This window comes from Sphingomonas daechungensis (genome assembly GCF_039543105.1).
In the GTDB taxonomy this organism is placed as follows: domain Bacteria; phylum Pseudomonadota; class Alphaproteobacteria; order Sphingomonadales; family Sphingomonadaceae; genus Sphingomicrobium; species Sphingomicrobium daechungense.
In genome coordinates this window covers 1,903,397-1,923,304 of the sequence record NZ_BAABJC010000001.1, presented here as the reverse complement: position 1 = coordinate 1,923,304, position 19,908 = coordinate 1,903,397, and the positions used below count along the sequence as shown (strand labels likewise).

Genomic DNA, 19,908 nt, shown 5'->3' with positions numbered 1-19,908 from the left:
CTTAAAGCGATGAACGCAGGCCCGCGGATCGCGATCGATGCAATGGGGGGTGACTCCGGTCCGGCGGCAATCGTCGCCGGGATCTCTCGTGCGCGCCGCAAGGATTCGACCCTCCAGTTCGCCCTTTTCGGTGACGAGGCCATCGTCCGCGAGGAACTGGCCAAGCATGACGGTCTGACCCAAGCCGTCACGGTCTACCACGCCCCGGAATCCATTGCGGCGACGGAAAAGCCGAGCCAGGCAATCCGGCGCGCGAAGACGACGTCGATGGGAATGGCGATCAACGCCGTGAAGGACGGCCAGGCCGACGCCGCCGTTTCAGGCGGCAATACGGGCGCGTTGATGGCAATGTCCAAGCTGGCGCTTCGGACCCTGCTCGGCATCGACCGTCCCGCTCTCGCGGCGCTACTTCCGACGCTCGGCGACCAGGATTGCGTGATGCTCGACCTCGGCGCGAACACCGAGTGCGACGCCCAGAACCTGGTCCAGTTCGCGGTGATGGGCTCCGCTTATGCGCGCACCGTGCTGGGCGTTCAGAAGCCGCGCGTGAAACTTCTCAACATCGGCACCGAGGAGCTGAAGGGCACCGACGAGCTCAAGGAGGCCGCAGGTCTGCTTCGCGAAGCGGATTATCTGCCGTTCAAGTTCGATGGCTTCACCGAAGGCGACCAATTGTCGCGCGGTAACGTGGACGTCGTCGTCACGGACGGCTTCTCCGGCAATATCGCGCTGAAGACCGCGGAGGGGACCGCTCGCTTCGTCACCGATCTCCTGCGCCGAGCCTTCAAGAGCTCGCTGCGGTCGAAGGCTGGCTTTGCGCTGTCGCAGCCCGCGCTGAACCTTCTCAAGGTTCATCTCGACCCCAACAATCACAATGGCGCGGTCTTTCTCGGTCTCAACGGCCTGGTGGTGAAAAGCCACGGCGGCGCGAACCCCAAGGGCGTGGCCAACGCCATCGGCGTCGCCGCCAGCATGGTCCGCAACGATATCATCCGGAAGATCGGCGACGATCTCGACAACTTCCGCGCGCACGCGTTCAATGAGGCCGCCCAGTGACAATCCGTTCCGTTGTTGCTGGTACCGGTTCCGCACTTCCCAAACGCCGCGTCGATAATGAGGAGCTTGCCCGGCAGGTCGACACGTCGGATGAATGGATCGTCACCCGAAGCGGGATCCGCAGCCGCTACATCGCCGGAGAAGGCGAAACCACGGCGAGCCTCGCGACCGAAGCCGCACGGCGCGCTCTCGAGGATGCCGGTATCCAAACGTCGGAAATCGACCTCATCGTCCTCGCAACGGCCACCCCCGATCAGACATTCCCGTCATCGGCGACCAAGGTCCAGGCCGCGCTAGGCATCGACGATTGCGTGGCGTTCGACGTTCACGCGGTCTGCACCGGCTTCCTCTACGCGGTCAGTGTCGCGGACGCGATGATCCGCGCCGGCACCGGGCGCACCGCCCTCGTCATCGGCGCTGAGACGTTCAGCCGCATCCTCGATTGGGAGGACCGCGCCACTTGTGTTCTGTTTGGTGACGGTGCGGGCGCGCTGGTGCTTCGAGCGGAGGAGGGCGATCGCGGCATCCTTGCCACCAGGCTTCACGCCGATGGGCGGCATAATGATCTGCTGTTCGTGGACGGCGGTCCTTCGACGACCGGCACCGTGGGCAAGGTGCGGATGAAAGGCCGTGAAGTCTTCCGCCACGCGGTCGTGAACCTTGCCGACGTCCTCGGAGAAGTCCTGTCCGACGCGAATATGACGAGTGAGGACATCGACTGGCTGGTTCCTCACCAGGCCAACGCCAGAATCCTCGACGCGACCGCGAAGAAACTGGGTCTTCCGCCGGAGAAAGTCGTCGTCACGGTCGACAAGCACGCGAACACGTCGGCGGCTTCGGTGCCGCTTGCCCTGGATACGGCCGTCAAGGATGGCCGAATCAAGCGCGGGGACATCATTGTGCTTGAAGCCATGGGAGGAGGCTTTACTTGGGGGGCTGCGGTCCTCAGGTATTGAAATCTAACGAAAATTAGCCAAGAATGTCGCATTGCCGACAGGACGGGTTTCCGTTACGCAAGTGTAACTGCCTAGCAGGGGAGCAACGGCAGTTTTGAGCGGGAGAAGCAAATGGCCGACCTCGGCATTGCAAGGATGAGTAAGGAAATGGGTCTGGGGGGGACGTTGACCCGCGCCGACCTGGCGGATGTCGTGCACAACAGGCTCGGCCTGTCCCGCGCCGAGTCTGCCCAGCTTGTCGAGCGAGTCCTCCACCACATGTGCCATTCGCTGTCAGAAGGCCGGAACGTGAAGATTTCCGGATTCGGCAGCTTCATCCTGCGCGACAAAGGCCAGCGCGTCGGCCGCAATCCGAAGACCGGGATCGAAGTCGCGATTGCTCCGCGGCGAGTCATGACGTTCCGCGCCAGCCAGATCATGCGCGACAGGATCGCTCGGTAACATCGGAATGGCGACCGGCGAAAAGGCACCCGGCGCCTTCAAGACCATCGGCGAGCTTTCAACCGAGCTCGGCGTTGCGCAGCATATCCTGCGGTACTGGGAGACCAAGTTCCCGCAGCTGCGGCCGCTGCAGCGCGCCGGCAACCGTCGCTATTACCGGCCTGCCGACGTCGAGCTCGCGAGGACCATCCATCGCCTGCTGAACGCCGAGGGCTATACCGTCCGCGGCGTGCAGAAGGTGCTCCGCAGCAAGGATCCAATTCCTGAGCCAGCGTCCCCGCCGCCGGCGCCGGTGATGGCCGAAGCTTCAGCTCCGAAGGTCGACGTCCAGCGGCTTAAGGCGCTACGTCACCACCTCGCCGCTTTGATCGACGACTAAGGATCGCGGGGCTTCACGAAGCTCCGGATCCGGCCCGATCCCGGCGAAAGGTCCCGCCAATCCTCGATGTCGAAAATGATCTCGGCAAGCGCCGCGGTCGGAAATTTGTACGCCACGTCTTCGCGCAGGTTCCTTGGACCCTCGGCCAGCAGCAGAGCCAGCTCATGCATACCGGGATTGTGTCCGACGATCATCAAGCGCTCGGAATCCACCGGCGCGCGGCGGACCAATTCCACCAGGCTGTGGGCTTCGGCAAGGTAGATCGCGCGCTCCTCGACGGTTTCGAACTTGCCGCCGAATCCTTCCACTACCCGCGCCAGGGTTTCCCGGGTTCGCACCGCCGGGCTGACGAACACCACGTCGGGGGCGCTGTCTCGCTGGCGCATTTCGTGACCGACCGCTTTCGCCGCACGCCAACCGCGATCGTTCAGCGGCCGGTCGAAATCCGTGAGCGACGAGTCTCCCCAGTCCGACTTGGCATGACGGAGCAGGTATAGGGCTTTCATCCGACAGCCTCCGGCGCGGCCGCCGGAAGGTGAGTGCCGGCCGCCGTCGCCGCGACATGAGCGATCGCCTCGTCAAGCGGAACCCGCCGGATGGGTACGCCCGTAGGGAACGCCGACAGCAGGCGCGAAGGCATTGCCGCCGACAGGATTACGAAGGTCCCGCGATCGCCCTCCCGCCGGATCAACCGTCCGAATGCCTGCGCCAGCCGGGCGCGGACGACGGCGTCGTCATAGGCGCTTCCGCCGCCCGCCATCCGCCGCGCTCCGTGCAGCACGGTCGGTCGGGGCCACGGCACGCGCTCCATCACCACCAGCCGCAGGGATTCTCCCGGGACGTCGACTCCGTCGCGCAAGGCATCGGTTCCGAGTAGCGAGGCGCGCGGATCGTCGCGGAAGATATCGACCAGAGTGCCGGCGTCGATCGGGTCCACGTGCTGAGCCAGCAGCGGCAAGCCCGCTCGCGCCAGCCGGTCCGCAATGCGCGAGTGCACGGTCTTCAGGCGCTGGATTGCGGTGAACAGCCCCAGCGTCCCACCACGCGCCGCCTCGATCAACCTCGCGTACGCACCCGCGAGGGCCGCGGCGTCGCCGGGCTTCACGTCGGTGACGATCAGGACCTCGGAACAGCCGGCGTAATCGAACGGGCTATCGGCCTCGAACCGCCCGACGGAACTGTCGAGATGGGCAGCGCCGGTCCGGGCCTCCGCCCTGTCCCACGACCCATCGCCGCCGCGAAGGGTAGCGGACGTGATGAGCACGCCGTGGGCCGGCTTCAGCACCGCACTCGCCAAGGGCTTCGTCGGATCGAGCCAGCGGCGGTGGATAGCGACATCATATTCACGCCCCTCGACCCGCTCGATGGCCAGCCAGTCGACGAACTCTGGATCCGCGGACCCGCCGACCCTTGCGAGAAGCGCAACCCAGGCGGCGATGATCTCCCGCCGCCACGACACGCCATTGATGGCGCCCTCGACCCGCGCCCGCGCCTGCGAATCCAGCCAGTCGGGCGCATCTTCGAGCACGGCTTCCAGCCGACGGCCGAGGGCCGCAAGCGGCTTCTGAAGCGCTTCCAGCCCTTCCATCGCCTTGATTGCGGCCGCGACAAGCGCCCCGTCCGGCTCCGCCAACTCCGTCTCGAGCCCATAGCCGGCGTCCTGCGCCTTCGCTCGCGCATAGACCATGCCGCGAACCTCGCCGAGCAACGCCTCGACCGGGCCGAACGGCGACCCCTCGATGATCCGCTGCAACCAGCCGTCGGACGGCAGGGCCCTTGCCGCTTCGACCGCTGCGTCGAGTGCCGAAGCGCCTTCATCGTCGTAGCTTGCCACGTCCATCAGCCGGGCGGACAGCCCGCGCCGCCGCCCGCGCGACTTGCCTTCCGGACCGACGATCCACCGCCGCATCTCGATCGCATCCTGTCCGCCGAACGTGACCGCGAAGGTCGAATCGGCGGCATCGAACAGGTGATGCCCCTCGTCGAAGACGATCCGTTGCGGAGCGTCCTCGCGGGCCCGCGCGGCATTGATCATCACCAGCGCATGATTGGCGATGACGATGTCCGCCTCTCGCCCTGCCCGTTCGGCGCGCTCGATGAAGCAGCGTCGGTAGTGGGGGCAGCCGGCATAGACGCACTCGCCGCGCCGATCGGTCAAAGCCGTGGCGCCGGCACGGCGGAACAGGCTCGGCAGCCATCCCGGAAGGTCGCCGCCGACCATGTCGCCATCTTTGGAGTAAGCCGCCCAGCGCCCGACCAATTGCGCCAGGATCGCCGCGCGACCGGCGAAGGCGCCTTGCAGGGCATCCTCCAGATTGAGCAGGCACAGGTAGTTTTCTCGCCCCTTGCGGACGACGATCCGCCGGGCCCGCTCGCCCGGATCGGCGACCAGGCGAGGACCCTCCGCATCCAGTTGGCGCTGGAGAGCCTTCGTGAAGGTGGATACCCAGACCGTCCCGCCCGCGGCCTCCGACCACAAGGATGCTGGGGCGAGATAGGCCAGCGTCTTGCCGATCCCGGTTCCGGCCTCCGCAAGCAGCATGTTCGGCGCGTCCTTCTGACGGCGCGGCGCGAACACGGAAGCGGCTTCCTCGGCCATTGCCGCTTGACCCGCGCGCAGTTCGGAGCGCGATCCGGCCAGGTCCCGCAGCCGATCGCGCGCTCGAACAGGATCGACAACGACCGTTCGCGGCGGCGGCCTGTCGGCGACTTCTTCCCACTGCTTCAGGCGGGAAAAGAGCATGCGTTCGCCCCGCTCCGGTCGCTCGAGCCGCGACGCAATCAGCGGCGCCCAGGTCCAACCCATTCGCGCGAGCGACTGGCTGGACGTCCAGGCCCCCTCGCGCTCCTTCCAGTCCGGCTTTTCGAGGTCGTCGAGCAAGGCGGCGGCAACCGACCGAAGCAAACCGGCAGCACCCGCCTCGCTTTCCGGAGGCTGCAGCCCGACCGCGCGCGCCATGCCGGCAACCGTGGGAACCGCGAAACGCGCTGGATGGACGAAGGCGAACAGCTCCAGGATGTCGAGGCCCGACAAGTCCGGATAGCCAAGCCGCTGTCCGACGAGAGGCGCATTGAGAATGATGTGCGGGCTCTCCGCAGCGCGAGCGATCGCCTCGCCCCGGCTGGCCTCACGCGGCTCGCCCTCCCCCCGCCCGGCAATCCAGATGCCCGCATGGGTTGCGTGAAGCGCGGGAAGAGGCAAAGGAGCAGCCACCTTCAGACAGTGACGCCGGAAGAACAGAAGAGCAACGGATTTGGACGCGCAGACGCTTCAGACGGCCGCAATGGCCTCAAAAGCCTGGCCCTATGAGGAGGCGCGCAAGCTCCTGAAGCGCTGGCCCGATGGCAAGCCCGACGGCGAGCCCATGATCTTCGAAACGGGGTATGGCCCCTCAGGCCTTCCGCACATCGGGACCTTCAACGAAGTATTGCGCACGACCTTCGTCCGCCGCGCCTACGAAGAACTGACGGGAGGTGCGCCGACGCGCCTCATCGCGTTCAGCGACGACATGGACGGGCTTCGCAAGGTTCCGGACAACGTGCCGGAGCAGGAAATGCTCGCGCAGTATCTGGGTCAGCCGCTGACCCGGATCCCCGACCCGTTCGGAAGTCACGAGAGCTTCGCTCATCACAACAATGCGATGCTCCGTCATTTCCTCGATCGGTTCGGCTTCGACTACGAGTTCCTCTCGGCGACCGAGTGCTATGCCATCGGCCGATTCGACGAAATCCTCCGCTCGGTGCTGCGCAACTGGGATGGCGTGATGGGGGTCATGCTGCCGACGCTCCGCGAAGAGCGGCGGCAGACTTATTCGCCCGTTCTGCCGGTCTCGCCGTCTTCGGGCCGCGTGCTGCAGGTTCCGGTCGAGGTGGTGGACGCCGAAGCGGGAATGATCGCCTTCGACGACGAGGAAGGCCGCGTCGAGCAGACCGTGTTCGGCGGTCAGGCGAAGCTGCAGTGGAAGGTCGATTGGGCGGCACGGTGGGTCGCGCTCGGCGTCGACTATGAAATGGCGGGCAAGGACCTCATCGACAGCGTCACCCAGTCATCGGAGATCGCTCGTGTGCTTGGCGGGCGCCCGCCCGAGGGCTTCAACTACGAGATGTTTCTCGACGAGAAGGGCGAGAAGATCTCGAAGTCGAAGGGGAACGGCCTCAGCCTCGACGAGTGGCTGCGTTACGGCAGCGAACCGAGCCTGGCCTTCTACATCTATCGCGAGCCGAAGAAGGCGAAGAGCCTGCATCTCGGGCTCATCCCGCGCGCGGTCGACGAATACTGGCAATTCCGCGGGAACTACGCGGACCAACCGATCGAGCAGAAGCTCGGCAATCCCGTGCACCATATTCACAATGGCAAGGTGCCGGGGCCGCGCAGTTTGCCGCTGACTTACGGCCTGCTTCTCAACCTCGTCAGCCTGCCGGGCATTCACGACAAGGAAACCGCCTGGCGCTTCGTCCAGCGTTACGCGCCGGAGACTTCCGCCAGCACGCATGCGGAGCTGGACGAGCTGATCGGGCTGGCGGTCAACTACGCTCGCGACTTCGTCGTCCCGACGTTGAAGCGGCGTCCGCCGACCGAGACGGAAGCGACCGCCCTACGCGATCTCGATGACGAGCTGGCCAAGTTGCCCGCCGACGCCGATGGCGAAGCGATCCAGAACATCGTCTTCGAAGTCGGCAAGCGCCACCCGTTCGAAAGCCTGCGCGGCTGGTTCCAGGCCTTGTACGAGACCCTGCTCGGCTCCTCGCAAGGTCCGCGCATGGGCAGCTTCATCGCGCTCTACGGCATCGACAACAGTCGACGCCTGATCGCCGAAGCTCTCGAAAGCGAACCCGCCTAGGGCTGGAACGCCCGGCTGGGTCCGAACATCGGACCTTCGCCAAACGCATCCTGACGCGAAACGAAGATCAACGTCGTCGTTCCCGCCTCCGCTTTGGCTTCCGCAAGCATTCGTGCACGCGCGACGGGACATCCCGGCAGCTCATCCGAGCCAACAAAGACCTGGCTCGCCGATGCTGGAACGAACCAGCATAGCGCCCCCAAAAGAAGCAGTGGTTTCGAATGCTTGGGCATTGCCGTGCTCCTCGACAGCCGATCATATCGTAAAGCCGCGTCGCGTTCGGGCGATTTCGATGGCCTGCGTGCCAAATTTCGGCAAACGGCGAGGCCGCTGCGATTTACTTCAGTCCAGAATTTGGCAGGCTGCCGCCATGCTCGACCGCTTCGACATCAGTCTCCTCAACCTGGTCCAGCGTGACGATGGCCAGACGGCGGAAGTGTTGGCGAACAACGTCCCCCTCTCACCATCGGCGATTGCGCGGCGGCTGCGACGGTTGCGTGCCAACGGAATTATCGCGCGGACGATCGCTTTGCTCTCTCCGCGCCTGGTCGAGCGCCGGCTTCGCGCCCTCGTCCTGATCCAGCTTAGCGAGCACGCCGACCTGAAAGGCAAGGACGCGTTGGAGAAGAGGCTGCTCGAGGCGCCCTGCGTGCAATTCTGCTACGAGATCGCCGGTCCCCACGACATCGTTGCTTTATTCGACTGCGAAAGCATGTCGGCCTTCAACGACGCCTCGGACGAACTGCTGGTGTCCTCTCCCACGGTCCGTCGCTACGAAACGCACTTCGTGAAACGCGAAGTGAAGTTCGCACCCTTCGTCGAACTGAGCGAAGGCTAGCTCGCCTTCTTCGCCGCGATCCAGCGGTCGATCTTCTGCTCGAGGATCTGCAGGGGCAGCGCTCCGGTGTTCAACACCTGCGCATGGAATTCGCGGATGTCGAACTTGTCGCCGAGCTCGGCCTTGGCCTTGTCCCGAAGCCGCTGGATCGTCAGCGAGCCGACCTTGTACGCCGTCGCCTGGCTCGGGATGGCGATGTAACGCTCGACCTCCGCCGTGGCATCGGTGCGGCCCATGCCCGAATTGTCGAGCATGTACTTGATCGCCTGATCGCGCGTCCAACCCTTGGCGTGGATGCCGCTGTCGACCACGAGCCGCATCGCGCGCAGCATTTCGTCGTTGAGCGTCCCGAAGCGCTGGTACGGGTCCTTGTAAAAGCCCATGTCGTAGCCAAGCGTCTCCGCATAGAGCGCCCAGCCTTCGACGTACGCCGTATTGCCCCCGAACCGCATGAAGGCCGGAAGCGCCTCATTCTCCTGTGCGAGGCTGATCTGGAAATGGTGCCCGGGCGCACCTTCATGCAGGAACAGGGTCGTTTCACCCCACGTGCTCCGTGAAGGAAGATCGTAGGCATTGAAGTAGAACGTGCCGGGCCGGGACCCGTCCGGCGTGCCCTGCTCGTAGGAGCCGCCGGCTTCGAACTTCTCGCGGAACGGATCGTACGGCTTGATTACCAGCGCGGTCTTCGGGACCGTCGCGAAATATTGCGGGATGTGGGCGTCGACGGCTTTCCCGATGCGGTAATAATCCTCGGTCAGCGACTCCCGGCTCTTCGGCTGGAACTGCTTGGCCGTCCGCATGTGGTCGAAGAACTGGTGCAGATTGCCCTTGAAGCCGACTTGCTGCCGGATCTTGTCGAATTCCGAATTGATGCGCGCCACTTCCTTGAGGCCAAGGTCGTGAATCTCGTCGGGGGTCATCGGCAGCGTGGTCGTCGACTGCAGCAGGTAGCGGTACAGGTGATCGCCGCCCTTCATGTACATCAGGCCGACGCCTTCACGGGCATTGCCGAGATATTCGTCGCGGAGAAAATCACGCAGGCGGGTCAGGGCCGGGTAGATCTCATCCGAAATGGCCGCCCGATACTCACGTGTCAGCCGCTCGCGATCCGCAGCGCCGATCGCGTCCGGGAATTCCTTTACCGGACCGAAGTATGGCGAGTCTTCGGGCTTCTGCTTCAACTGCGTGTCGAGCTGTTCGATCATGTTGCGAACGGTCAGCCTGGTCTCGACGACGCCCGCGGCCTCGCCTTCCTTGAACCGCCCGATGGCGCGGTCGACGTAGACCACGAAATCCTTGTGACGCTTCAGGTTGTTCTCATAGTCCGCAAGCGTGTTGAATGGCGCTCCACCCTTCCCGCTTGCGAAGGTCGGATAGAAGGTCTGGATGCCGTAGAAGTGATTGAGCGGGCGGACCTTGGTCAGGTTCAAGATGTCCGGCTGGTAACCCCGCAGCGTGTCCTTCGTAGTAAATTCGAACGTGTCGTACGCCAGCTGGTCGGTCTCATCGAGCTGGTCGCGCGGGATGGCATGAAGCGCTTCGAGGTCGCTTTCGCCAGCCGCTTTCTCTGCTGCATAATATTCGTCGCTGATGTTGTCGCCGAGCCGGTCGGCATAGCGCATGTCGCCGCGAAAGATCGCGCTGATCGGGTTGCGCTTGAGCGAGGCTTCGTCGCTGGCCTTGAACAGGTCGAACAGCCGGTCGTGCGCGCTCTTCTCCGGGACTGGCGCCGGGGCTGCTTCGGCAACCGGAGCGACAGGCGCAGGCTCGACCGCCGGGACGCCTGCGCAGGCGCCAAGCGCCGTCAGCGACGCACCAAGGAGGAAGAGGCGAAAACAAGGCTTCATGATGACACTTTCTGTGACCGGCGGCGGATAGGAAAAGGGGCGCCGCGATGCCGCAACGCCCCTTCGTCCAATGAACTTCTGCTGTCTACCAGAAGAAGTTGTAGATGATGTCCGCGATCTGCCCGGTGTAGATGTTCACCAGCACCGCATCGTGGTGATAACGGACCCAGCGGTACGGTCCGTAGGCCGGCGGCAAACGATAATACCACGGGTCGTTCAGCCAGAAGCTGCTGCCGTAATAGCTCGGCCACATGCGCCAGCCGAGACCGTAGCGGAAGTAATCCCAGCCGAACGGATCGTAGTAGAAACCGATGTGGAAGCGGCTGCGATGGCGTCGCCTCCAGTCGTTCCAGTCGTAACGGTGATCGCGCCGCCAGTCCGTGTTCCAATGACGGTTGGGATGCGCATGTCTCGTGTTCGCCGTGCTCGGCGCCGGCGGCTCCGTGCCGAACATCGGCCGTCGGCTGACCCGGCGCTCGCTTGGCTGGACAACGTGGGGCGTATCTCGACGCGGCTCGACCAGCGGCCCGCCTTCGCGGCTATTCGGCGGGACCCGCACGTTGCGGTCCTCGATCGTCGAATTCTCGGCCGGACCGTCCCGCCTAGTCCCGCGCCAGTTGCGAACCGTGTCGGACGTCTCGGCCGGCTGGACATGCCGCTCGACGTCGGGTCGATCCGGTAGTGTCGGACGCTCCGACTTCCGGACGTGCGTTTCCGCGGCGCTCGGAGTCTCAACGGCCGGCCGCTCCGGAAGGCTCGGCGCGTGCTCAGCCTTTCTGGCATGGCCCTCGAACGCATTCGGCTGCGGCTCAGTGAAAGTGCCATTGCCGTTCGAACGGCCGCCGGAGTCCGGACGGCTCGAGTTCTGCTGCGGCTGATAGCTGCGTTCGGGTCGCGACGGGCGCTCCGACCGCTGGCTGTCGCCGTCGGACTGGGACTTCTCGGCGCGGTGGCCGCGGAAACCGCGATTTTCACTATCGTTGGGGCCGGCGAGAGCGGGCGACGCCGCGCTGGCCAGCAACATCAGGAGAAAGACCTTACGCATCGCCATTACCTCGGCACTGGAGTTGTACGACAGACCGTGCGCCTGCGCAGATGAGCCGAGGGTGAACCATTCCGCAAGCGAATCGTAATCTTGCCATCGCCGGGGACGCGGTACACGGCGGGCGAATGGTCGACTTGCAAACATCCGCCGGCGTCATCGGGATCGATGTCGAGGGCGAAGGAGCCATTCCGATCCTGTTCCTTCACGGGGTCGGATCGGACAAGAGCGTCTGGAAGGGCCAGCTCGAACACTTCGGTCGGCATCGCCGGGCAATCGCGATCGATTATCCCGGCTACGGCGAAAGCGCATTCCTGCCGGATGCGACCCGTGAGGACTTTGCCCGGGCCGCGTGGGCGGCATTGGACGCGCTCGACATCGACGAAGCGCACGTCTGCGGACTCTCGCTCGGCGGCGTCGTCGCGATCGCCATGCATGCCGCGGCTCCCGATCGCTGCCGCTCGCTGATCATCGCCGACAGCTTCGCCGCGCACCCGCAGGGACAGGCCATTTACGACCGCTCGATCGCCGCGAGCAGCGACATGCGCGGCCTGGCGGAAGCGCGGATCGGAGCGCTGATGGCAAACCAGGACCCGACAGTCAGAGGCCAGGTCATCGAGACCATGTCGCGCATCGACCCCGAAGCCTATCGCCTTGGCGCCCGGGCGGTCTGGCTCGCCGACCAGCGGGAGCGCGCCGCTGCGATCCGCACGCCGACCCTGGTCATTTGCGGCGACGAAGACGCCATCACCCCGCCGGCGCTTTCGGAGGAGCTCGCGAACCTCATCCCCGGCGCCGCCCTCGACATCATCGCGGGAGCTTCGCATCTCGCGAACCTCGACAAGCCGGCGGAATTCAACGCCGCCATCGACGCCTTCCTGGCCAGGATCGAGACGCGCTGAGTGCCGACCGTCTGGGCCACCACGCGCCGCGGCGAGACTCGCCAGATCCACGCGAAGTCCGGCGCCTCCCTGAAGGACAATCTCAAGCGCGGCGGAATGGACGAGATCCTCGGCCTGTGCGGCGGCTGCGCGAGCTGCGGCACCTGCCACGTCTATGTCGCGGAGGATTGGCTGAGCCGCCTGCCGCCGATCCAGCCGGACGAAGAAACCATCCTCGCCTTCTCGGACTGGCGCGAGCCGAACAGCCGGCTGTCCTGCCAGATCAAGGTCACCGACGAACTCGACGGCCTCAGCCTGACCGTCGCTCCTGAGGACTAGGCGCGACCGAAGCACGCCGCGCATTTCGGCCCTAGCTGTTGAACCGCCGCGCCTCCGCTTTCGACTCAATGCGGACACTTAGGACGCTGCGCGATGACGCCGCATGTCGTCCGAAACCTATTGTCTGCCAATAGGGCGAGGGCGCTACGACGACCGTCTCATGTTCCAGGCAGGCCGCTTACAACTCAAACCGAACCTGCCTCCCGCACGGACCCAATATCTGCTAAAAAAGGGTTCGGAGGGGTCGTGGTTTACTCAACCGCATTACGTGAGTTCCAGTCATGGACCAGTTCGTTGCCACCGAGAACATCCGCCGCTTCAGACAACAATTAGCCGAGTGCACCGAGGATCGTCAGCGGCGAATGATCGAGTCGCTGCTGGGCGCGGAGATTCAGAAGCTTAGGCAAATTCAGTTGATCTGCGAGCCGAGTCACGTCGGGACCGATCAATCAAGCGGCACGAGCTCTACTTAAGAGGGGCAAGCCATGGGAACATCAAGATTGAACGCAATAGATATTGTGGCTGTTGCGCTCGGAATCGGAACTGCAGCGCCGTCGGCAGCGTCGGTGATCTGGGTCAACGGGCATGGCGACGTCCCAGGAACGACAACGACGTACATCTGTTCTCAGACACCATTTCCATCTGCTCCGCCGGCGTGCCCCTCCACTCAGATCGCCTGGAGCTTTCCGTTCTCTGTAACGGTCGCGGTAGATCCAGACGCTCTGACGCTTGCCCCTGCGTCCTTCCATAACCTTCAAGTTGGCAACTTCTTCTTTGCGGATTTCTCGATCGCACTTTTGGGCTTGGACCAGTGGGGAAATTATATTTTCGAGGGCCAAGATCTCTCAATCTCCGGTACGACGAATCTCCACCCCTGCTTTGGCGGAGCGGATCCCTGCACAATCGACATGAGTGCATTTTCAGGCCGTACTTTCACTGTCGAGCAGATTGATCCCAAGCCAGTTCCTGAGCCCACCACTTGGCTGACGATGCTGTTGGGGTTCGTAGCTATCGGTTCGCTGCTGAGACGAACCTCGAAAAGGTCGCATAATCGCGTTCCCAGTCTTCTGCATTGGGGCTACGGAAGATCTCACTTGCCTCCCTTGGAGACTTCGGAACAGGGAACATAAAAGTACCTCGCATGAAGGCGATCCACGCTTGGCTTTGCGTATCTCAAGTCTGCGACGCGTTCCCCCTTGCGAATTTAAGGCGATTAGCCCGCAGCAATCATTCAATCGCACCGGGTGCGCCTAAGATCGCCCGTGCTCCGTCCTGGAAGTCGTCCGCCGGCGGATCCTTCAATCGGAACACGCGTAGCACACGCTCATCCGGCCTTGCCTCCAGCCGAAAATTGCCGCTGTCCAGAAGTCCGGCAACCCATTCGAGGAATCCGCCCAAGGATTCCGCAAGCACGGTCTTGGTATCCTCGTCGCGCCCGAAGAGGATGACCTGGCCCACGCGCCCTCGTGGCCACGGACCGAAATCGAGGCCAATGTGATTGCCCGAGCCGTCATGGGTGAGCGGCAACCAGCGCGGATTGATATAGGCCGAATCGACGGCACCGTCCGGCCACCCCCTGCCGGGAATCTTATAGCGATCACCGCCTAGGCTTAAGAGCACTCGGTTCCATGCCGCCCATTGTGCGCCGGCCTCCCGGAGGGGCAGCAGAGGCAGCCCGTAAATGTGGCCCCAGCGATCATCTTTTTCGCCGTCATGCCACCGGTAAAGCTGGCGATAAGACGCCGGCAGGTTGATCCCGACCAGGCGCTCGAACGCGTCCAGCTGCGCTTCCGTCGCAGGCGGATTGAACCGATACCTGTCTGGCGGAAGATGCGCAGCATACCACGCGTCGAGACGCGCAAGCACCGCCGCGATGTTTTCCTCGAGCAACGGCTTCGGTTCGCCGGGCGGCCGCTTCGGCGGCTCCTTATCCGGCATCGCCGGCTTTGTAATTCGTCGCTGCTTCGAGCACGTCGTTGGGAGGATCCCAGCTACCGCTAAGGCTCCAGCCAGCGACGCTCCAACCAACAGCTTACGCCGACTCCAATTCATAACGGCTGGATTGGCAGAGACTTACTAATGTCAGCTTTCCACCCATTCCTGCCACTAGGACGCTCGCGGCGCCTTACCCCCCATTGCGGACACCCGCGATGCCGGTAATTTGCCCGACATCCGAGTTCGAGCGTTAACGGCATTCTGGAACCGTGGAGAATGAGCATTGCGTCTGCCAGGTTGGGTTGAGCGAGAAGAGCGGGAGGCGGTGTCGATCGACGCCTCGGTGGTCTTGCAGGATGGACGGACGTTCCCGGCGATGATCCGCGATGTCTCCGCGAACGGCTGCTGCGTGGAATGCGACGAGGTGCTGCCGGTGGCCGAGACCATTCGACTCGATCTCGGCGAGGACAGCATCGAGGCCGAGGTGCGGTGGGCACTCTCCGGGGCGGCAGGATTGCAACTGGTCAACCGGAACGCCGGCGACAAATGGGCCCAGCGCCGGAGATGACCGGGGCGGGTTGAAGCGAACACCGGCAGCGCCTGATTTCAAATAGGTCGACGGGGCCTGTCCTACAGGCGCTCTATTGTGCCATGCTGTGCCAATGCGCCGCCGCACGTCCGGTCCGAACCTCGCTAAGTTGCCCGGCCCTCACGTGGGCACCCGCGCGCACACGCGTGTCACCGTGAACATTGGGAACATTCGAGGTCTGCCAGCGTGAGAATTGCCTGCGTCGGCGCCGGTCCCGCCGGCCTCTACTTCGCCATTTCGATGAAGCTGCGCGACCCGTCGCACGACGTCACCGTCTTCGAGCGCAATGCGCCAGGCGTGACCTTCGGCTGGGGCGTGGTTTTCTCCGACCAGACGGTCGAGAACTTGCAGGCCAACGACCCGAAGTCCGCGAAGATCATCGCCGACGAATTCGCGCACTGGGACGATATCGACGTCCACATCGGTGGCGAGACGATAACGTCATCCGGCCACGGCTTTATCGGGATCGGCCGCAAGCGGCTGCTGGAAATCCTGCAGGACCGCGCGCGCGAACTGGGCGTAACAATCGAATTCAATGCCGAGTGCGATCCGGCCGATCCGAAGTGGCGCGATTACGACCTCGTCATTGCTTCGGACGGGATCAATTCGCGTTTCCGCGATGCCTATGAAGATGCGTTCGGGGTCGACGTCGACGTGCGCGCGAACAAGTTCGTCTGGCTCGGCACCCGCAAGGTCTTCGACGCTTTCACCTTCGCATTCGAAGAAACCGAGCATGGCTGGATCTGGGCGCACGCCTATCGCTTCGCGCCCGACTGCTCGACCTTCATCGTCGAATGCTCGGAAAACACCTGGCGCAAGTTCGGATTCGACCGGATGGACCAGGCCGAAGCCATCGCGGTGTGCGAAAAGCTGTTCGCGAAATATCTCTACGGCCACAGCCTGATGTCGAACGCGGCGCATCTACGTGGGTCGGCGGCATGGCTGAACTTCCGCCGCATCAAGTGTGAGCGCTGGTCGGCGGGCAACGTCATTCTGCTCGGCGATGCCGCGCACACGGCGCATTTTTCAGTGGGCTCCGGCACCAAGCTTGCGCTCGAAGATGCGATCAAGCTCGCCGACGTGCTCAATCGGCCGGGTCTCAGCCTCGAAGCGGCGATGGACGAGTACGTCGCCGAGCGGAATCTCGAAGTCCTGAAGCTGCAGAACAGCGCGCGCAACTCGACCGAATGGTTCGAGACGCTGGAACGCTACACCCATTTCGAACCGCTGCAGTTCGCTTACTCGCTCCTCACGCGTAGCCAGCGCATCAGCCACGAGAACCTCCGCCTGCGCGATCGCGAATGGTTGGAAGGTGCCGAACGCTGGTTCTGGAAACGCGCGACCGATGGAAGGTCGAACAAGACCGCGCCGCCGATGTTCGCACCGTTCAAGTTGCGCGAGATGACACTGGAGAACCGCATCACCGTGTCGCCGATGGCGATGTACTCGGCGGTCGACGGTACGCCCAACGATTTCCATTTCGTGCATTACGGCGAGCGCGCGATGGGCGGCGCGGGCCTCGTCTTTACCGAGATGACGTGCGTGTCGCCGGAGGGCCGGATTAGTCCGGGCTGCACCGGCATGTGGAGCGATGAGCACGTTGCCGCATGGAAGCGCATCGTCGATTTCGTGCACGGAAATTCAAAGGCGAAGATCTGCCTTCAGCTCGGTCATTCGGGCGCGAAGGGCTCGACGCGCGTTGGCTGGGAAGAGGACAATGCCCCGCTTCCCGACGGCAACTGGCCGATCATGGCCGCGAGCGATGTGGCGTGGTCGCCGGTCAACCAGGTGCCGACCCCAATGTCCCGCAAGGACATGGACGAGGTTCGCGACCAATTCGTCGCCGCCGTCCGGATGGCCCTCGATGTGAATTTCGACATGATCGAACTTCATGCGGCGCACGGCTATCTGCTGTCGGGCTTTCTCACGCCGCTGCAGAATAAGCGCACCGACGAATACGGCGGGTCACTCGAGAACCGCCTGCGCTACCCGCTCGAAGTCTTCACCGCGATGCGGGATGCTTGGCCGTCGGATCGCCCGATGTCCGTCCGCATTTCCGCGACCGACTGGGCCGGTGATCAGGGAATTACTCCAGACGAGGCAGTCGAGATCGCGGACGCTTTCGCCCGCGCCGGCGCCGACCTCATCGACGTTTCTGCGGGCCAGACCTGGACCGGCGCGCAACCCGTTTACGGCCGCATGTTCCAGACCCCGTTCAGCGACAAGCTCCGCAACGAAGCCCGCCTCGCCACGATGGCGGTCGGCAACATCTACGAGCCGGACCATGCCAACTCGATCCTCGCGGCGGGTCGCGCCGATCTTGTGGCTCTAGCGCGGCCTCACCTCATCGACCCGTTCTGGACGCTGCGTGCGGCCGCGCAGCTGGGTTACCGCGACGTGCACGTGCCGCCGCAATATCTCAATGGAATGAGCCAGCTCGCCCGGAACCTGAAGCGCGAGGCGGAGATGGCCGCCGCGCTTCGCGTCTAGCGTCGAAAGGGAGCGTCACCCAAAGCGAGAGTTTCAGTCTGCCCGCCGATCCACAAGCGGTCGCCTTCGTGGTCGATGTACGCCCGCCCGCTCCGACCGAGCTGCGTCCCCTGCGCCGTGACATAGGGCGGATGACCGCGGCCGGATCGGATCATCCATTCGGCAGCGGAGGCCTGGAAGCTTCCGGTCACCGGATCCTCGACGATCGCACCGACGTGATTGCTGAAAAACGTCCGCAACTCGAACGCCAGATCATGGCCATCGGGATATGGCCCGATCACGCCAACATCCATCCGCCGCGGATAGGAACTGACCGGTTCGAGAGCGAGGACCTCCTCCGCCGACCCGAGCAAGATGCCGAGCCAGCCCGGACCGTTGTCGACCCACTCCGCTTCCACGATCTTCGATCGGTGGATGTTGAGGAAGTCAGCGACCTCCGCGACCGAAGATTCCTCCACCGCTCCGGTATGGATTAGCGGAGGCGCTTCGAATGCCCAGCGGCCGCCGCGACGCTCGACGGTGATCAACCCGGCTTCGCATTCCTGGATCACGCGGTCCTTCGACGAACCGGTCCGCTCCGCCCACGCGTGGCAAGTGCCCAGCGTCGGATGGCCGGCGAACGGCAGCTCGCGCTCGAGAGTGAAGATGCGAACGCGGTAATCGGCTTCGTCAGTTGTCGGCGGCAGAAGGAACGTCGTCTCCGACAGGTTCATCCACCGCGCGATCTGCTGCATCGTCTCGGTATCGAGACCCTGGCCGTCATAGACCGCTACCGGATTGCCGGTGAACGGGCCGCTTCCGAAGACGTCGACAAGCTGGAACGTGATGCTCATTGCACTTCTCCTGTCCCAGCCCGCGAGCCGAATACCGCCCGCGAATGCTGTCGGCAACTAAGCCGACCAGCCTCCGCCGAGCGCGCGGAACAGGTTGATTTGAGCGTCGGCGACCTCGCCGTTGACGTCGGCAAGATCCGCTTCGGATTCCGCGAACGTGCGCTCGGCATCGAGCAGTGCAAGCGAGTCCACCACCCCTTCGCGCTGCTGTGCGCGGACGATCTTCGCTGCAACCTCAGCCTCATTGCGGGCCGCCTGCAGTGCTTCGCGGCGGCGAAGCATGTTGGCGTAGGCCGACAGCGCTGTCTCGGTTTCCTCCAGCGAGCGCAGGACGGTTCCGTCGAACAGTGCCAGCGCCTCCTGCGTGCTCGCCTCCGCACCCTGGACACGGGCCCGTGCGCGGGCGTGATCGCTGAACGACCAGCTGATCAGCGGGCCGAGCAGGAAGCCTACTGGGTTGCTCAGCAAATTGCCGAAATTGCCCGCGCTCGAACCAACGGATGCTCCGAGCGTGATCTGCGGATAGAGCTCTGCGGTCGCGACTCCGATCCTAGCGGTCGAGGCCGCGAGACGGCGCTCGGCGGCACGAACGTCCGGGCGCCGAGCCAGAAGCTGCGCGCCATCCCCGACGGGAATTGGCTGATCGAGCTTCAGCGAAGAAGTGCGCGCACCGGCCGTTGAGGGAAGTTCGGAAGGTGCGCGCCCGGTCAGCGTCGCCAGTCGGAACAAAGCGGAATCCCGCTCGGCGGCGAGGGCCGGAATTCCTGCCTGTCGCTGGTTTCGCAGCGCCGCGATCCGCGCCGTGTCGAGGCGCGTCGTCTGGCCGATCTCGACCTGCTTCTCGGTAATGCCCAGTGACTCATCGAGCAGCGCGACGATATGCTCGGCGACCGCGAGACGTTCCGCCGCGCTCGACGCATCCGCATAAGCACGCGCCGTGTCCGCAACGATGGCAATCCGCACAGCATCGGCGTCTGCTTCCGCCGCACCGACATCCCCGCTAGCGGCTTCGACTCCCCGCTTCACGCGACCGAACAAGTCGACTTCATAGGCGACCTCAAGGCCGGCATCGAAGCTGGTCGACGCATCGGAATCGCCATTCTCGCGTCCGCGAGTTGCCGAGGCCGAAGCCCCGCCTTGCGGCAGCCGATCGACCTTCACTTCCTTGAGCGAAGCGCGAGCGCGGGCAAAACGCGCAACCGCCGCGCGGATGTCGGTGTTGTGCGCCAAGGCGTCAGCGATAAGCCCATCGAGTACGGGATCCTTGTACAGCCGCCACCAATCGTCCGGCACGGGTGCGAGCGCCTGGACCGCCGGCGACTTAGCCGCCACGAAGGGTCCGGCAGCTGCCGAAGGTGTCGCGGGTTGCGCATACTCAGGTCCGCTTGCGCACGCCGCCAAGGCGAGCGCCAGCGCGATGCTCATTACAGTCTTCATCTCG

The 19,908-nt window shown here is 64.2% G+C and carries 19 protein-coding genes; 11 read left to right on the top strand and 8 right to left on the bottom strand.

Annotated elements, in window-relative coordinates:
- The first annotated feature begins 9 nt into the window (after window positions 1-9).
- The 4 genes from plsX (at window position 10) to ABD928_RS10065 (ending at window position 2,832) form a co-directional block, all read left to right on the top strand.
- Window positions 10-1,056, top strand: a complete 1,047-nt coding sequence (gene plsX, locus ABD928_RS10080) for a phosphate acyltransferase PlsX (RefSeq protein WP_345168466.1) — start codon at window positions 10-12, stop codon at window positions 1,054-1,056.
- Window positions 1,053-2,012, top strand: a complete 960-nt coding sequence (locus ABD928_RS10075) for a beta-ketoacyl-ACP synthase III (protein ID WP_345168463.1) — start codon at window positions 1,053-1,055, stop codon at window positions 2,010-2,012. Before plsX ends, ABD928_RS10075 begins: the two co-directional genes overlap by 4 nt.
- Before the next feature lie 111 nt (window positions 2,013-2,123).
- Window positions 2,124-2,453 (top strand): integration host factor subunit alpha, encoded by a 330-nt coding sequence (locus tag ABD928_RS10070; protein WP_395622574.1) that lies wholly within the window; start codon window positions 2,124-2,126, stop codon window positions 2,451-2,453.
- 7 nt (window positions 2,454-2,460) lie between these two features.
- Window positions 2,461-2,832 carry a MerR family transcriptional regulator gene (locus tag ABD928_RS10065; RefSeq protein WP_187715306.1) on the top strand — a complete coding sequence of 124 codons (372 nt, stop codon included), beginning with the start codon at window positions 2,461-2,463 and terminating at the stop codon, window positions 2,830-2,832.
- On the opposite strand, the gene ABD928_RS10060 is transcribed toward ABD928_RS10065, so the two are convergent.
- Both ABD928_RS10060 and ABD928_RS10055 read right to left on the bottom strand, forming a co-directional pair.
- Complete coding sequence (locus ABD928_RS10060; RefSeq protein ID WP_187715307.1) at window positions 2,829-3,338, bottom strand: SixA phosphatase family protein; 510 nt, start codon at window positions 3,336-3,338, stop codon at window positions 2,829-2,831. The genes ABD928_RS10065 and ABD928_RS10060 overlap by 4 nt on opposite strands.
- Complete coding sequence (locus ABD928_RS10055; RefSeq protein ID WP_345168457.1) at window positions 3,335-6,046, bottom strand: ATP-dependent DNA helicase; 2,712 nt, start codon at window positions 6,044-6,046, stop codon at window positions 3,335-3,337. The genes ABD928_RS10060 and ABD928_RS10055 overlap by 4 nt, the downstream gene beginning before the upstream one ends.
- Before the next feature lie 70 nt (window positions 6,047-6,116).
- Here ABD928_RS10055 and ABD928_RS10050 point away from each other — a divergent pair, with 70 nt between their 5' ends.
- Window positions 6,117-7,673, top strand: coding sequence for a lysine--tRNA ligase (locus ABD928_RS10050; protein WP_187715788.1), 1,557 nt, complete (start codon window positions 6,117-6,119; stop codon window positions 7,671-7,673).
- Here ABD928_RS10050 and ABD928_RS10045 read toward each other — a convergent pair.
- Entirely contained in the window at window positions 7,670-7,906 is a 237-nt protein-coding gene (locus tag ABD928_RS10045; RefSeq protein ID WP_345168455.1) for a hypothetical protein, read from the bottom strand. The genes ABD928_RS10050 and ABD928_RS10045 overlap by 4 nt on opposite strands.
- Window positions 7,907-8,043: 137 nt before the next feature.
- Between ABD928_RS10045 and ABD928_RS10040 the strand changes: the two genes are divergently transcribed.
- A complete protein-coding gene (locus tag ABD928_RS10040) occupies window positions 8,044-8,511 on the top strand; it encodes an Lrp/AsnC family transcriptional regulator (protein WP_345168452.1) in 468 nt (155 codons plus the stop codon).
- Here the strand turns inward: ABD928_RS10040 and ABD928_RS10035 are convergent.
- Both ABD928_RS10035 and ABD928_RS10030 read right to left on the bottom strand, forming a co-directional pair.
- Window positions 8,508-10,358, bottom strand: a complete 1,851-nt coding sequence (locus tag ABD928_RS10035) for a DUF885 domain-containing protein (RefSeq protein ID WP_345168450.1) — start codon at window positions 10,356-10,358, stop codon at window positions 8,508-8,510. The genes ABD928_RS10040 and ABD928_RS10035 overlap by 4 nt on opposite strands.
- Before the next feature lie 85 nt (window positions 10,359-10,443).
- A complete protein-coding gene (locus ABD928_RS10030; protein ID WP_345168447.1) occupies window positions 10,444-11,403 on the bottom strand; it encodes an RcnB family protein in 960 nt (319 codons plus the stop codon).
- Between the two features lie 125 nt (window positions 11,404-11,528).
- On the opposite strand from ABD928_RS10030, the gene ABD928_RS10025 reads away from it, so the two are divergent.
- The 3 genes from ABD928_RS10025 (at window position 11,529) to ABD928_RS15420 (ending at window position 13,750) form a co-directional block, all read left to right on the top strand.
- A complete protein-coding gene (locus tag ABD928_RS10025) occupies window positions 11,529-12,302 on the top strand; it encodes an alpha/beta fold hydrolase (RefSeq protein WP_345168444.1) in 774 nt (257 codons plus the stop codon).
- Entirely contained in the window at window positions 12,303-12,620 is a 318-nt protein-coding gene (locus ABD928_RS10020) for a 2Fe-2S iron-sulfur cluster-binding protein (RefSeq protein WP_187715309.1), read from the top strand.
- A gap of 485 nt (window positions 12,621-13,105) precedes the next feature.
- Window positions 13,106-13,750: a PEPxxWA-CTERM sorting domain-containing protein gene (locus tag ABD928_RS15420; RefSeq protein WP_187715310.1), complete on the top strand. Its 645-nt coding sequence runs from the start codon at window positions 13,106-13,108 to the stop codon at window positions 13,748-13,750.
- Window positions 13,751-13,847: 97 nt separating this feature from the next.
- Here the strand turns inward: ABD928_RS15420 and ABD928_RS10015 are convergent, their stop codons facing one another.
- Window positions 13,848-14,558, bottom strand: a complete 711-nt coding sequence (locus tag ABD928_RS10015; protein ID WP_187715311.1) for an SMI1/KNR4 family protein — start codon at window positions 14,556-14,558, stop codon at window positions 13,848-13,850.
- Between the two features lie 280 nt (window positions 14,559-14,838).
- On the opposite strand from ABD928_RS10015, the gene ABD928_RS10010 reads away from it, so the two are divergent.
- Window positions 14,839-15,123: a PilZ domain-containing protein gene (locus ABD928_RS10010; protein ID WP_223276503.1), complete on the top strand. Its 285-nt coding sequence runs from the start codon at window positions 14,839-14,841 to the stop codon at window positions 15,121-15,123.
- 207 nt (window positions 15,124-15,330) lie between these two features.
- A complete protein-coding gene (locus tag ABD928_RS10005; RefSeq protein ID WP_187715313.1) occupies window positions 15,331-17,634 on the top strand; it encodes a bifunctional salicylyl-CoA 5-hydroxylase/oxidoreductase in 2,304 nt (767 codons plus the stop codon).
- Here the strand turns inward: ABD928_RS10005 and ABD928_RS10000 are convergent.
- Both ABD928_RS10000 and ABD928_RS09995 read right to left on the bottom strand, forming a co-directional pair.
- On the bottom strand, window positions 17,631-18,467 hold the full coding sequence (locus ABD928_RS10000) for a PhzF family phenazine biosynthesis protein (protein WP_345168440.1): 837 nt from the start codon (window positions 18,465-18,467) through the stop codon (window positions 17,631-17,633). The genes ABD928_RS10005 and ABD928_RS10000 overlap by 4 nt on opposite strands.
- A 57-nt stretch (window positions 18,468-18,524) precedes the next feature.
- Window positions 18,525-19,904, bottom strand: coding sequence for an efflux transporter outer membrane subunit (locus ABD928_RS09995; protein WP_345168437.1), 1,380 nt, complete (start codon window positions 19,902-19,904; stop codon window positions 18,525-18,527).
- Window positions 19,905-19,908 lie beyond the last annotated feature (4 nt).